General features: G+C 56.9%; 11 protein-coding genes. 9 read left to right on the forward strand and 2 right to left on the reverse strand.

The features are described 5' to 3' along the window. The first annotated feature begins 319 nt into the window (after positions 1-319). From rpsF to priA, 6 genes are all read left to right on the forward strand, one after another. A complete protein-coding gene (rpsF, locus tag K3G63_RS09980; protein ID WP_220613985.1) occupies positions 320-694 on the forward strand; it encodes a 30S ribosomal protein S6 in 375 nt (124 codons plus the stop codon). An 8-nt stretch (positions 695-702) separates the two neighbouring features. Further along, positions 703-954, forward strand: coding sequence for a 30S ribosomal protein S18 (rpsR, locus tag K3G63_RS09985; RefSeq protein WP_044002832.1), 252 nt, complete (start codon positions 703-705; stop codon positions 952-954). 21 nt (positions 955-975) lie between these two features. Further along, the gene (rplI, locus tag K3G63_RS09990; protein ID WP_220613986.1) at positions 976-1,419 is read left to right on the forward strand and encodes a 50S ribosomal protein L9; all 444 of its coding nucleotides are present in this window, start codon (positions 976-978) and stop codon (positions 1,417-1,419) included. A gap of 278 nt (positions 1,420-1,697) precedes the next feature. Beyond that, complete coding sequence (locus tag K3G63_RS09995) at positions 1,698-4,052, forward strand: GSCFA domain-containing protein (RefSeq protein ID WP_220613987.1); 2,355 nt, start codon at positions 1,698-1,700, stop codon at positions 4,050-4,052. A gap of 100 nt (positions 4,053-4,152) precedes the next feature. Beyond that, positions 4,153-6,216, forward strand: a complete 2,064-nt coding sequence (locus tag K3G63_RS10000) for a thioredoxin domain-containing protein (RefSeq protein WP_220613988.1) — start codon at positions 4,153-4,155, stop codon at positions 6,214-6,216. 70 nt (positions 6,217-6,286) lie between these two features. Further along, complete coding sequence (priA, locus tag K3G63_RS10005; RefSeq protein ID WP_220613989.1) at positions 6,287-8,833, forward strand: primosomal protein N'; 2,547 nt, start codon at positions 6,287-6,289, stop codon at positions 8,831-8,833. Between the two features lie 40 nt (positions 8,834-8,873). Here priA and K3G63_RS10010 read toward each other — a convergent pair whose 3' ends face one another. Both K3G63_RS10010 and K3G63_RS10015 read right to left on the reverse strand, forming a co-directional pair. Further along, positions 8,874-9,191 (reverse strand): hypothetical protein, encoded by a 318-nt coding sequence (locus K3G63_RS10010; RefSeq protein ID WP_220613990.1) that lies wholly within the window; start codon positions 9,189-9,191, stop codon positions 8,874-8,876. Between the two features lie 524 nt (positions 9,192-9,715). Continuing rightward, entirely contained in the window at positions 9,716-10,300 is a 585-nt protein-coding gene (locus K3G63_RS10015; RefSeq protein ID WP_220613991.1) for a hypothetical protein, read from the reverse strand. 227 nt (positions 10,301-10,527) lie between these two features. Here K3G63_RS10015 and K3G63_RS10020 point away from each other — a divergent pair, with 227 nt between their 5' ends. From K3G63_RS10020 to K3G63_RS10030, 3 genes are all read left to right on the forward strand, one after another. Continuing rightward, a complete protein-coding gene (locus K3G63_RS10020) occupies positions 10,528-11,301 on the forward strand; it encodes a class I SAM-dependent methyltransferase (RefSeq protein WP_220613992.1) in 774 nt (257 codons plus the stop codon). Between the two features lie 80 nt (positions 11,302-11,381). Then, positions 11,382-12,629, forward strand: coding sequence for an S-adenosylmethionine:tRNA ribosyltransferase-isomerase (locus K3G63_RS10025; protein WP_220613993.1), 1,248 nt, complete (start codon positions 11,382-11,384; stop codon positions 12,627-12,629). A gap of 342 nt (positions 12,630-12,971) precedes the next feature. Then, positions 12,972-13,289 carry a hypothetical protein gene (locus K3G63_RS10030; RefSeq protein ID WP_220613994.1) on the forward strand — a complete coding sequence of 106 codons (318 nt, stop codon included), beginning with the start codon at positions 12,972-12,974 and terminating at the stop codon, positions 13,287-13,289. The last annotated feature ends 23 nt before the right edge of the window (positions 13,290-13,312 follow it).

Here is a 13,312-nt window from a genome sequence, read left to right on the forward strand (position 1 = left end):
GCCATAGAACAAACCTGCTCTGGCTAATTTTCGCCCTTCTCAGCAAGCTTAGAATCATTCTAAAAATGAAGGCTTTCGCTTCTCCTATAAACAAGCTGCACCACTCCTTTACTCAACTTGAAGAGGCTACTAGCAGCTTAGGATAGAGCCTTTTCCTTCTGCCAACTAGTTCCAAAGGCCAAGAGTTTATTTCTGATACTCAAATTTTTAGCTATGGTTATTGTTGTAATTTAAAATAGAGACAGGGAGTAGAGGTTGCTATAAATTCTCTTATCTTTGCCCCTCATTTAGTTTTTCACATAATTTTCACCCCGTCGTAATGGCAGTAAGAAATTACGAGACGGTCTTCATTCTGACTCCCGTGCTGAACGAGAGCCAAGTGCAAGAGACGGTCGAGAAGTTCTCGCAGGTGCTTAAGGAAAATAGCGCCGACATCATCAACACTGAAGCTTGGGGCCTCAAAAAGCTGGCGTACCCGATTCAGAAGAAAAACACTGGGTACTACTTCCTCGTGGAGTTTACCGGTGAAGGCAACATTGTGGATACGCTGGAGCTGGCTTTCCGCCGCGATGAGCGCATTATCCGTTTCCTCACCACGGTGCTGGACAAGCACGCCGTAGCCTACGGTGAGCGTCGTCGTAAGGGCGAAATGAACCAGCAGAAAGCCAAACAATCGGAAGCCGTAGCCCAGTAGTAAAGAAAATGAGCCTCGCCAACGAAAAAATCCACAAGCAGGATACGCGCAAGAAATACTGCCGCTTCCAGAAGAACGGCATTAAGTACGTAGACTACAAAGACCCGAACTTCCTGTTGAAGTTTGTGAACGAGCAGGGCCGCATTCTGCCCCGTCGCATTACCGGCACGAGCCTGAAGTTCCAGCGTAAGGTAGCGCAGGCCGTAGCAAAAGCCCGTCATCTGGCTTTGATGCCCTACGTAACTGATTCGCTGAAGTAACCCGCCAACCGTAGTACTGACATGGAAGTAATTCTGAAAGACGACGTTAAAGGCCTGGGCTACAAGAACGACGTTGTTACTGTAAAGCCCGGCTACGGCCGTAACTACCTGCTCCCGCAGGGTCTGGCTGTTCTGGCCGACAAAACCAACAAGAAGATCGTAGCTGAAAACGTCCGCCAAGCTGCTCACAAAGCTGAGAAGGTAAAGGCCGATGCTCAAGCGGTGGCTGACAAAATCGGTGACGTGGTACTGGATATCCCCGCTAAGGTGGGTGAGAGCGGCAAAATCTTCGGCCGCGTAACCACGCTGCAGCTGACTGACGCGCTGAAGGCCAAAGGCATCGACGTAGACCGCAAGCGGGTTTCGTTTGACTCCGAGCCTAGCGTAGTAGGTTCGTACACGGCTACTGTTGATCTGCACCGCGAGGTAAAGCACAAAGTGCGCTTCAACGTAGTAGCAGAGTAAGCTGCTCGTTATGGCTTATAAAAGCGCCCGGTTGCTTTGGCAGCCGGGCGCTTTTACTTATATACGCGCTGTTCGGGTAGTACATTGGGCAACTACGCCGTGAGACAACGGAGCTTGACAGAGAGAAACATATCAGGCTTTTACTTGCGTATAGCTAGTTTCTACTTATCCGTTTTACCCTCCTGCCATCCCGCTTCCCTACCCCTTATGTTTGGCTGAACGCGGGATGTTGAGTAGGTTGCTTGTCCGTTGGCCTGCCAAAGGCCGTATTAATAGAAATGTTTCGTACTGAACTACCGCTTACGCCCTATCCGCAACAGTTGCCGCTTTCGGCGCGGATACTGACGCTAGGCTCTTGCTTTTCCGATTCCATCGGTTCGCGCCTGCTCGATTTTAAAGTCGCTGCGCTGGTAAATCCTTTCGGAACCGTTTTCAACCCCATTTCGGCTTGTAAGCTGCTGCGTGCTGCCGCCGGAGAAGATACAGATTGGCAGCAGCACGTAGTGGAGGCTCGTGGCCGCTGGCAGAGCTACGATTTACACGCCGAGGTAGGCGCTGATAACCCGGTAGAGCTGCTGCAACGCATTCAGACGCTTACCCGGGAAGCAGGCGTGTTTCTGGCAACTGCCGATGCGGTAGTCCTGACCTTAGGCACAGCCTACGCTTACCGGCTGCGCGAAACCGACGAAATCATCAGCAACTGCCACAAAATTCCGGCGGAAAAGTTCAGCAAGGAATTGCTAACGGCCGACGAGATTATTGCAGCCGTAGCCGAAACGCACGCGTATCTGCGGCGCATTAACCCTCGGCTGCGCTTTATCCTGACAGTGAGCCCCGTTCGGCACGTAAAGGAAACACTGGTGCTAAACTCGGCAAGTAAGGCCATGCTGCGGGTAGCTTGCCATTACCTGAGCGAACTGTTGCCCGATGTATCGTACTTCCCAGCCTACGAGCTGCTGATTGACGACCTGCGCGACTATCGGTTTTACGCCTCTGATATGCTACACCCGTCGGAAGTAGCTGAAAATTACATTTGGGAGCGGTTTACGCGCACATATTTTGATGCGGGGTTTGGGCGCTTTAAGAAGGAGTGGGAAGGTATTCGTCTCGCCCTGAACCACCGCCCGTTGTACGCTGCGGCCACTGAGCACCGGCAATTCTTGGAAAGTACGCTGGAGCGGCTGCACAAAATCAGCCAGCAGGTGGATGTTCGCATGGAACTGCTGCACGTGGAGCGTGAATTGGCAGCGTTGCCTCTTCCCCCTCCCCCACCCGAGCCAGAGGAGTACGATGACGAAGAGGAGCGCATTGACATTGGTAGTTCCGCAGACGCAGCTGACTCGTCGGCTGCGGTTCTCGTGGGTGCTGGGGCTGGGTTGCTGGTAGAACTAGAGCAGGATGTGGAGGAAGAGACTACGGAGGAAGAAATTTCCGCTGAATCAGCCTATGAGCACGCTTACACAGCCTCTTTAGCTGATACTTCCGAGGAGGAAGACGAAACCGACACAGATGAAGCTACTGGTTCCAGCGCCGACAGAGATGAGGAACCGGCACGCAAGAAAAAGCGGCGCTCCCGGGGCGGGGCCAAGCGAACCAAGCGCAAGCACGCACGCTTGGCAGCCGAGGCCGCTGGCTTAACACCTACTGCAACTGAGACTCCGGCCGACGAGCTGACAGCCACACCCGCGCCGGAATCACCTGCTGAGGCGGAGATAATCTACGTCACCGAAAACGAGCTCCGGCGTCCCTCAGTAAGCCCGGCGCCGGTTACCGAATCCGAAGCAGCGGAGCAGCCTATCCCGGATGTTGCCGCGGCAACAGCTGTTATCAGTTCAGACGAAGCTGCTCAGGCTACAGCAGCGCCAGCCCGGCGGAACCGTAATAAACGTCGGGAGCCGCGAGCTGAGCGTCCCGTGCGACCAGCCCGCAAGCCTCTGTATGCCGCTGAGGATACACAGCCTAACGATGAGTCTACTACAGTAGTACCCGCCGAGGTTGTAGATGAACCAACTCAACCAGAGCTAGCTGTTGTTACAGCTTCTACCCCGGTGGAAGCCGAGCAATCCGGCACTGCTGAGTTGCCAGCTCCTTCAGCGACGGAAGTGGTGCCACAGCTTCCCGAAGCAACTTCCGGGGCCGCGGAAGCGCCTTTGGCCCCGCAACATGAACTTCCCGGTTCTTCCCCAACTCGGAGCGGCCGGAGCCGGCGCACGTCGTCTGCTGCTACCACCCAACGGCCCCGGCCTGCTAAAGCTGGTAAGCAAGCTTCTGCCCCAACTCCGCTGCTACCCGCGCCAGAAGCTCCGGCCGGACCACCAGAACCTATTCTACCGGTGGTAGAAGAAACGGCGGCTACCACTCCGGTCGTACCGGCTAGTCCAGCACCCAAATCCAAAAGCCGGCGCCGAGTGGCAACGCCAGTTCCGGAAGCGACACCACCACCTCCGGCAGCTAGTGCCGAGGACGCGACTTCTGCCCCGGCGGCTCCCCCGGCACGTCGGCGGGCTTCGCGTAAAGCCGCGGCTCCGGAACCGGAGCCACCAGTCGCTCCGGAGGCAGCCACTCCCCCCCGCCGGGTTCGTTCGGCCCGTCGAAAGCCGGCAACAGATTCTTCCTCTCCAGAAACCACCTAGTTCAAAACCCGGCCCCCAGGTGCCGGGTTTTCTTTTTACTTGCGGTAAGCCGTTCACTTTGTGGCCCGCTCTCCTTTTCTACCTCCATTTACCCTCGTCCATGGACCGCCGCCCGAACCGCTTGGCTCAGGAAACCAGCCCCTACCTGCTGCAACACGCTTATAACCCGGTTGATTGGTATCCCTGGGGGGAGGAGGCTTTGCAGCAGGCCCAGACTACACAAAAACCGATTCTGGTAAGCATTGGGTACGCCGCCTGCCACTGGTGCCACGTAATGGAGCGGGAGTCGTTCGAGAATCCGCAGGTAGCTGCCGTAATGAACGCGCATTTTGTGTGCATCAAAGTTGACCGGGAAGAGCGGCCTGATGTAGACCACGTATACCTGCAGGCTGTACACGCCATGGGCGTACAAGGAGGCTGGCCGCTGAATGTGTTCCTGACGCCTGAGGCCAAGCCGTTTTACGGCGGCACTTACTTCTCCCCGGGTAACTGGCTGCAGCTGCTCACGAGCATTGGGCAGGGCTTCGCCGGCGAGTACCGGGCGGAATTACATGCTTCCGCTGAGCAGTTCACCCGCGTACTGCAAGCCAGTGAGCTAGAGAAATATCGGGTGGCTGATACAGCCGCGGGTGTATCGGATGAGGAGTTTAAGCTTTTGGTTTATACCCTTGCCGCTGCATTCGACCGGACTTTGGGTGGGCTAAATCGGGCGCCGAAATTTCCGACGCCCAGTATCTGGCGCTTTTTGCTGCACGCGCATGCCCTGAGCCAGAGCCCTACCCTGCTTACGCAGCTTACCCTGACGCTGCGCCATATGGCTTGGGGCGGGCTGTATGACCAAGTGGGCGGTGGGTTTGCTCGCTACTCCGTGGATGCGGAATGGCATGTGCCTCACTTCGAGAAAATGCTCTACGACAATGGGCAGCTTCTAAGTCTTTATGCCGAGGCTTTCCAGGTTACCGGCGAGAAGCTCTACCACCAGGTGCTTTACGATACCGTCGGGTTTCTGCGCCGGGAGCTATTGAGTCCAACGGGCGGATTCTACTCCTCATTGGACGCAGATAGTGAAGGCGAGGAGGGCCTGTTCTACGTCTGGACCCTGGACGAGCTGCGCGACGTGCTAGGGCCTGACCTGGAACTGGCAGCGGCGTACTACGGCTGCACGGCGGCCGGCAACTGGGAGCACGGCCGCAATATTCTGCAGCGGAGCGCCTCCGACGAGGAATTTGCCCGTCAGCACGAACTTACACCGGCGGAAGTGGAAGAGGTAGCACGAGAGTGGCAACTGAAATTGCTGGCGGCCCGCGCGGCCCGGCCTCGCCCGGCCCTCGACGATAAGATCCTCACGGGCTGGAATGCGCTGGCCTTACAGGGCCTCCTGGACGCTTACCGTGCGTGCGCGGAACCGCAGTTCCTGGAATTGGCCCTGCAGACGGCAGCATTTATCCGAGATAAGCTCACCAGCGCGCGGTATTCCTCGCAAGGGTCCTGGCTCGGCTTACTGCGCAGCTTCAAGAACGAACGCGCTACCATTGACGGCTTTCTGGAAGATTATGCCTTGGTTATCCAAGCCTACCTCAGCCTCTACGAAGCAACTTTCGCAGAGGAATGGCTGCAGCTGGCCGCCCAGCTCACGGAAACCACCCTTGCTCATTTCTTCGACCCAAACGAAAACTTGTTTTTTTTCACGGCGGCCGCTCCCGGGGGCAACACCCAGGGCAGCCAGCTTATAACCCGTCCTAAAGAGCTACTCGATAACGTTGTTCCTGCTTCCAACTCCGTGATGGCGCACAACCTGCACCGTTTGGGGCTGCATCTGGAAAGTACCCGTTACCTGGACCTCGCCGCCACTATGCTTCGCCAGGTGCAGGGCCTGGTGCTAGAGTCGCCGCAGAGTATGGCGAACTGGGCCCGCCTGTACACGACACTGCTACGGCCCACGGCCGAGGTAGCCATTGTAGGACCTGACGCCGAAGCTTTTCGCCAGGAACTGAGCCGCCATTATTTGCCCAATACGGTACTGGCTGGTACTGTGGCTGCTAGTCCACTACCGCTGCTGCAAGGGCGCTTAGCCCGGAACGGACACACCACTATCTATGTCTGCTTTAACCGGGCCTGCCAACAGCCGGTGCACTCCGTAGCAGAAGCGCTAGCTCAGCTTTAGCACTGGCGCAGTGGCCGGAACCGACCGCCGGTGTGTTATCTTTACCTTCCGCTTCCAGTCTGATTTCCCCTTGAGCCTTCCGTTTGACTTTGTGCAGCCCCAGCCGGAACCCGCCGCGGACCGCATTACGCTGTTTGCCGACGTGATTCTGCCGCTACCGTTGCCCAAGCTGTATACCTACCGCGTCCCCTTCGAGCTAAATGACCAAGTGGTGATAGGGGGCCGGGTGATTGTGCAGTTCGGGGCTAAGCGGACGCTGAGCTGCATTGTGGCCGCCGTGCACGAAACGCCGCCCAAGGAATATCAAGCCAAGTATATTCTGGAGTTTATCGACGATGCGCCCGTCGTCACGCAGCCCCAGCTAAAGCTTTTTCGCTGGATAGCCGATTACTACCTCTGTACCCTGGGCGAGGTAATCAATGCGGCCTTGCCGTCGGCGCTTAAGCTCAGCTCGGAGAGCCGGGTACAGCTGCACCCAGCCTTTGCTGCAGAGACTACCCCCTACCCCCTCAACGAGCAAGAGCAAAAGATTGTAGATGCCCTGCGCGCCGGTGAAGAGGGCAAGTCCCTGACCTTTACCGACGTGGGCGACCTGCTGGGCATTGCTTCCTTCCATAAGTACATTAAGTCATTGATGCAGAAGGACGTAGTATTTCTATTTGAGCACTTGCAGGACAAGTACTCGCCCAAAGTGGTGAAGAAGGTACGCCTGGCGCATCATCTGGTAGCGGAGGCAGCACTGGAGCAGCTGTTTGCCCAGTTAGCCTCCAAGGCCAAGCAGCTCGACGTGCTTATGCGTTACCTGCAGCGAGTGCCCGTGTATCAGAATGAGCACGCCAACCAGAAGGGTATAGAAAAGGCTGCCCTGACCAGCGCGCCCCACCTCTCTCCTTCCGCCGTCAATACGCTCATCAAGAACGGCATCCTGGAGCAGTTTGACACCATCGTGTCGCGCTTTCCACTGGACGAGGACGACGCAGAGGCTAAAATCCACTTCACCCTGAGCGAAGCTCAACAGGATGCCCGCAACAGCATCATGCAGCAGTTCCAGACCCAGGACATTGTGTTGCTGCACGGGGTGACGGGGGCGGGCAAAACTGAAATCTACATTGACCTGATTAAGCAGGCTCTCGACGGCGGGGGGCAAGTGCTATACCTGCTGCCGGAAATTGCCCTCACGGCCCAGATTGTGACCCGTCTGATGCGCGTGTTCGGCTCCCGCCTGGGCGTGTACCACTCCAAGTTTTCGGACAACGAGCGGGTAGAAGTGTGGAATGGCGTGCTGTCGGGGCGCTTCCAAGTAGTAATTGGGGTGCGTTCCTCCGTTTTTCTCCCCTTCGACAACCTGGCCTTGGTAATTGTGGACGAGGAGCACGAGTCGAGCTACAAGCAGTACGACCCAGCCCCGCGCTATAATGCCCGCGAAGTAGCCCTGATGATGGCCAACTTTCAGGGCGCCAAAACCCTGCTGGGCTCGGCTACGCCGGCCGTGGAAACCTACTACCAGACCCGCACTGGCCGCTACGGGTTGGTATCCCTGACCAAGCGTTTCGGGGAAGCTGGATTGCCGGAAGTAGAGCTGGTGGATACCCGCAAAAGCCGGGAGCAGAAAACCATGCATAACCACTTCACGCCGGAGCTGATGCAGGCCATGGAAGGAAAGCTGGCTGCCAAAGAGCAGGTGATACTGTTTCAGAATCGCCGCGGCTATGCGCCCTTCATCAACTGCCTCGACTGCGGCTGGATTCCGAAGTGTAAAAGCTGCGCCGTGAGCTTGAGCTACCACAAGCAGGCCCACGAGCTGCGCTGCCACTACTGCGGCTACCACGAGCGGATGCCAGTGCAGTGCCCCGCCTGCGGTTCTCGTAACATTAAGCCCGTTGGGTTTGGGACGGAAAAGCTGGAGGACGACCTGAAGGTGATGCTGCCCGAGGCCAACGTGCAGCGCATGGACCTGGACACTACCCGGGCCAAAAACGCCTACCAACAGATTATTTCCGATTTCGAAAAGCAGAACACCAACGTGCTGGTAGGCACCCAGATGGTGACTAAGGGCCTTGACTTTGCCAACGTAAGCCTGGTGGGTATCATCAACGCGGACAGCATCATTCACTACCCCGATTTTCGGGCGCACGAGCGGGCTTTTCAGATGTTTGTGCAGGTGAGTGGCCGCGCCGGCCGGAAGGGCAAGAAAGGGCGCGTCATCATCCAAACCGGTGACCCGGCCCAGGTTATTTTCGACAAGGTGATTCGCAACGACTATCTGGAATTCTACGAGTACGAGATTTTGCAGCGGCGCGAACATGGCTACCCGCCCTTCATGCGCATCATCCGGCTGACGGTAAAACACATGGATGCCGTAGTGGGCGAGCGGGCCGCCATTCTGCTTACCCAGGAGTTAGTAGACCGCCTCGGCCGCGAGGCCGTACTAGGCCCCGAAGCACCCTACATTTTCCGCATCCGCAACTTCTACCTCCAGGAAATTACCATCAAGCTCAGTCGGGAGCATACTGTACTCCGGTCGGCCAAAGCGGACATCCTCGAAGCCATGGACATCGTGCGCGACCAGAAGGAATTCAAGCAGGTGCGTATCGCCGCCGACGTGGACCCCATGTAACACCAAGCTAGTCGGTGGTACAGCAGAGAAGTAGTGCCACTTAGGAACCCATGTAGCGCACTACTCCCACCAGGCCGGCAATAGACAGAATCAAGCCCAGAACGCCAAAGATTACAAGTAGAGAAGGCACTACCCACAGCCCCGTCAGGAGCAGCAGGATTCCGATTATCAGCAACAAGGCTGCCAGCCGCCGTTGCCGACCGCGGACGTTGCCTACTGGCTGGGCGGCCTGCTTGGCTTGTCGGCGCTGCCGAATCCGGCCGTTGGGTCCCTGGTAAAACAGGAGTATCCCCCCGCTTACTACCATGAGCAGGGCCATCACACCCAGCAGTAGACTACCCAAGCCGCTGGATGACACTATTAGGGGAATAAGCAGCCCGCCAGCTATTAACACGGCTCCCAGCGCATTGACCTTGGTTGTTTCAGGGTCAGGCTGGACAGGTAAGCCACGAGGTTGGCGTATTTCGGGCCCAGGGCGAAGGGTATCTGGTGCAGGAGAAGCAGGAACTAAGGCAGCTCGTGGCTCTGGCGCAATTGCTTCTGTAGTACAGTGCCTAACGGCAGCAGGCCCCCCATACCCCATAGCAGGCTTATCAGTTAGGTTGATTTCTTCCGCGTTAGCCTCCAATATGGGCAAACTAGTGGCAGAAGCACTTGCTGCAGCTACTTCCCTGTAAGTGGCGTGGTACGTTTCCGAAACGGGGCGAAAGACAGCTATCCGGCTATTCTGGCAACCAGTTAACAACCAAACTAACAACCCAATGCCTATACAAAAAAAGCGCATGGGCCCAATGTATTCAATATCTATAGAAACACGTAGGCCAGTACAAAAAAATACCCCAGCCTTGGCCGGGGTATTTTTTGTACGTATGGAAGAGCGGCTTATACCTCGTCGAGCAAGCCTAGTACGATGAATACAATACCGATGATGGCAATGATAGAACCCAACAAGCCGCTGATCAGACCCACCAGCAGACCTACCAACACCAGAATGATACCAAGCTTGATGTTGCGGCTGATAGCGTTGGCCTCTTCCGTAGAGGCTGCCTCCGACTTCTTGCTTACCTGAGCTTTGGCAGCCAGTTTATCCGCCTTCTTAGCCAGTTTAGCTACTAAGGCTTTCTGAGCCAGGTTTAGCTTAGGAGCTGACGCAGCGGCAGCCGGAGCCGTTTTGGCTGGGGCGCTGGCCACTGTTTGGCGCGGCGCTACGGGGGCCGGGGTTGCTGCTGGGGTGGGCATAGATGCCGGAGCCTCTACTGCTACAGCTTCCGGAGCCTTGGGCGCAGCCTCTGGAGCTTCTGCGGTGGCTGGAGCCGGCGTTACCACCACTCCGCGCTGCGTGCCGTGGTAGGCCGACGACGAGGTTTTGGGCAGCATAGCATACTCGGCGCGGTTGCAGCTCGTTAGTGCCACTGCTACGGCAGCTACAGCCGTCAGCTTGTGCAGGATTCCGGACAGGTGTTTCATACAAGAAAGGGTTAGGATGAATGGTGTGCAAACGGGACTTGTACGGGCCAAAGTAAAAAACAGAAATAAAAAGCCGGATTAATTCTGTGGTTCTGCTTGCCCTCAAAGGTCTTTCTCTCGGCTACGCAAGCACTTACTGGAGGGTTATTTTTTGTTCCCCCATGCCCCGCCGAACGGTTCCGGGCACACGAATGTTAAGGTTGCGCCGTTTATTTGCACCTGTGCATATGCCCTTTTCACTAAAGAATTTGCTGCCGGTTGGTGCAGCTGGTTTGCTGCTCGGACCCCTGGCCTGCACGCAGCCTCTCACGGAAAGCACCGCCGCTCAACTGGTGGAGCAGCAACGACGCCTGTTACCCGACACCAGCGGGTACGAGCGTCGGGCGCCCCAGGACCCCAATGGCATCAGCACTTATTACATGGGGCGCCAGATTGCCCATGTTATGGGGCATGAAGGAGCTGGCTGGCTGGAGCGTAGCGACCGGCAACAGGAGGAAGGAACGGATATTCTGCTACGGGAACTGCACCTAAAGCCCACGGATGTAGTGGCCGATATTGGCGCGGGTACAGGCTATTTCTCCTTCCGCATCAGCCCCCTAGTTCCCAAAGGCAAGGTGTTGGCCGTGGATATTCAGCCTGAAATGCTGACGGCACTGCGTGAAACGGCTGAAAAGCGGCACATCCACAACGTAATTCCCGTGCGAGGCACCACCACCAACCCCAACCTGCCGGCCCGGGGCGTGGACCTGGTGCTCATTGTAGATGCCTACCACGAGTTCGACCATCCCCGGGAAATGATGCAGGCTATTCGCAGCTCCCTTACTGCTACTGGGCGGGTGGCACTGGTAGAATACCGGGCTGAGGACCCCAAGGTCCCGATTAAGCGCATCCACAAGATGAGCGTGGCCCAGGCCCGCCGCGAAATGGCCGCCGTAGGGCTACGCCTGACCGACTCCGTCGAGACCTTACCGCAACAACACCTGCTTTTCTTCCGGAAGTAAGCGCTTTGCAGCCGCCGCAACCCGGGCGCGGGCCGATGCCAGATGGTATCAGCCCGCGCCCGGGTTTATCTTTGCCGGCCATGACGCCTACTTCGCCCGACCCCCGCCAGCTTTCTATTCACGATTTCACCTACCAGCTGCCGCCCGCCCGGATTGCTACGGAGCCCCTGGCCGACCGGGACCAGTCGCGGCTGCTGCTCTACCGCAGCGGCACCATCACCGACTACCGCTTTGCCCAACTCCCGGCCCTGCTACCGGCACACAGTCTGCTTGTGTTCAACGACACCAAGGTTGTGCGGGCCCGTCTGTTTGCGCGGCGCCCAACGGGTGGGCTGGTAGAGCTGTTTTGCCTGGAGCCTATGGCACCGCACCGCGCCCTTGAACCCGCTATGCAGCAAACGGGTAGCTGCGTGTGGAAATGTCTGGTAGGCAATGGCAAGCGCTGGAAGTCGGGCCCCGTGACGCTGGAATTCACGGTGGCGGGAGAAATGGCCCTACTCACGGCTGAACGAGTGGAGCAAGGCGAGGGGTACGCCCTGATCCGGTTTAGCTGGGAGCCCTCTACCCTGCCATTTGCCGAAGTACTGCGCGAAGCTGGCCACCTACCCCTGCCGCCCTACCTCAACCGCGCTGACACTGATGTGGACGCTGTACGGTACCAAACAGTGTACGCAGCCCACGAAGGCGCCGTAGCCGCCCCCACGGCCGGGCTCCACTTCTCGGAGGCAGTACTGGCTGAGTTAGCGGCTCTTCACGTTCCAACAGCCCGGGTAACCTTGCACGTGGGGGCCGGTACTTTTCAGCCGGTTAAAGCCGAAAGCATGGCCGGACATCCCATGCACGGGGAGCCTATTAGCGTAACGGCAGCTACCCTGCGCCAACTGCTGGACCACCTGCCGCACCCCATTATTCCGGTCGGGACTACCAGTCTGCGGACTCTGGAAAGCCTCTATTGGCTCGGGGCGCAGTTGGTACAGCTACCTACAGCCACCCCCACCTGGCACGTGCAGCAGTGGCAGCCTTATGAAAACCAGGCGGAAGTGTCGGTCAGCGAAGCCCTGAGGGCTCTGCTGCATCATCTGGAAAGCACTGGCTCCGATGCGTTGCACGCCACTACTCAACTGCTGATTGCTCCGGGCTATCGGTTTCGCCTGGTACAGGGCTTGATTACTAACTTTCACCAGCCGGAAAGCACCCTGCTGTTACTGGTAGCGGCCCTTATCGGCCCGGACTGGCGCCATGTATACACGTACGCCCTGGAGCATGATTACCGCTTCCTCAGCTACGGCGACTCCTCTTTGCTATTACCCAATCAGAAGCTTGACTAACTTGACTACGTACCCAGCACTTCAGACTACGAAGGGGTTGCAGTAGTCAGATACTCCTTGGAAGCTGCGGCCGAAGGTGTATTGACAGCTACAAATCAACTGATTACCCTCCCCTGCTTTCCTATTTTGGATAATCTATAAAAGGTCAAGCACCGGTACACATCAGGCTTTGTTTCCAGTTTTTAAACTTTGCTAAAAGGTAAAGCAGGGTATCCTTACCGTTAGTGGAAGGCTCTAGCTATCCTCTGAAATTATTAAGCGTCAAACTACGGTATCACAACCAATTTATGCAGCGCCGTATAAGGACTCAGAATTCTTACCAATTCCAATCAGACTCTCCTCATGAAAAAGATAGTAATGCTGGCCGCCGCCGTAGTTTTCTCGACGGCCGCCTTTGCTCAGGGCGACAAAACCACCGTGCGCGACGAAACGAGCGGTGCCAAAACTACGGTAACGGAGCGCGACAATGGCACCGTGAAAGTGGAAGCTCGCTCGGGCCGCACGAAAGCTGGTGAAAAAGCCTACAACACCAAACAAGACGTGAAGCAGGCTGGCAAAAAGACGGGTACCGTTGTTAAGAAAGGTGCCCAGAAGACAGGCCACGCGGTGAAAAAAGGCGCTAAAGCCGTGAAAAATAAAGCTGAGGACGTAGTAGATTAATCTTGTTGTCCTTCTTACAAAGC

The organism is Hymenobacter sp. HSC-4F20, assembly GCF_019599275.1.
Lineage (GTDB): Bacteria > Bacteroidota > Bacteroidia > Cytophagales > Hymenobacteraceae > Hymenobacter.

What these genes read in the sequence shown, in the direction of transcription:
- rpsF (WP_220613985.1), top strand. Translation starts at nt 320, where the DNA reads ATGGCAGTAAGAAATTACGAGACGGTCTTCATTCTGACTCCCGTGCTG.
- K3G63_RS09995 (WP_220613987.1), top strand. Translation starts at nt 1,698, where the DNA reads ATGTTTCGTACTGAACTACCGCTTACGCCCTATCCGCAACAGTTGCCG.
- K3G63_RS10020 (WP_220613992.1), top strand. Translation starts at nt 10,528, where the DNA reads ATGCCCTTTTCACTAAAGAATTTGCTGCCGGTTGGTGCAGCTGGTTTG.
- rpsR (WP_044002832.1), top strand. Translation starts at nt 703, where the DNA reads ATGAGCCTCGCCAACGAAAAAATCCACAAGCAGGATACGCGCAAGAAA.
- K3G63_RS10025 (WP_220613993.1), top strand. Translation starts at nt 11,382, where the DNA reads ATGACGCCTACTTCGCCCGACCCCCGCCAGCTTTCTATTCACGATTTC.
- rplI (WP_220613986.1), top strand. Translation starts at nt 976, where the DNA reads ATGGAAGTAATTCTGAAAGACGACGTTAAAGGCCTGGGCTACAAGAAC.
- K3G63_RS10000 (WP_220613988.1), top strand. Translation starts at nt 4,153, where the DNA reads ATGGACCGCCGCCCGAACCGCTTGGCTCAGGAAACCAGCCCCTACCTG.
- K3G63_RS10015 (WP_220613991.1), bottom strand. Translation starts at nt 10,300, where the DNA reads ATGAAACACCTGTCCGGAATCCTGCACAAGCTGACGGCTGTAGCTGCC.
- K3G63_RS10030 (WP_220613994.1), top strand. Translation starts at nt 12,972, where the DNA reads ATGAAAAAGATAGTAATGCTGGCCGCCGCCGTAGTTTTCTCGACGGCC.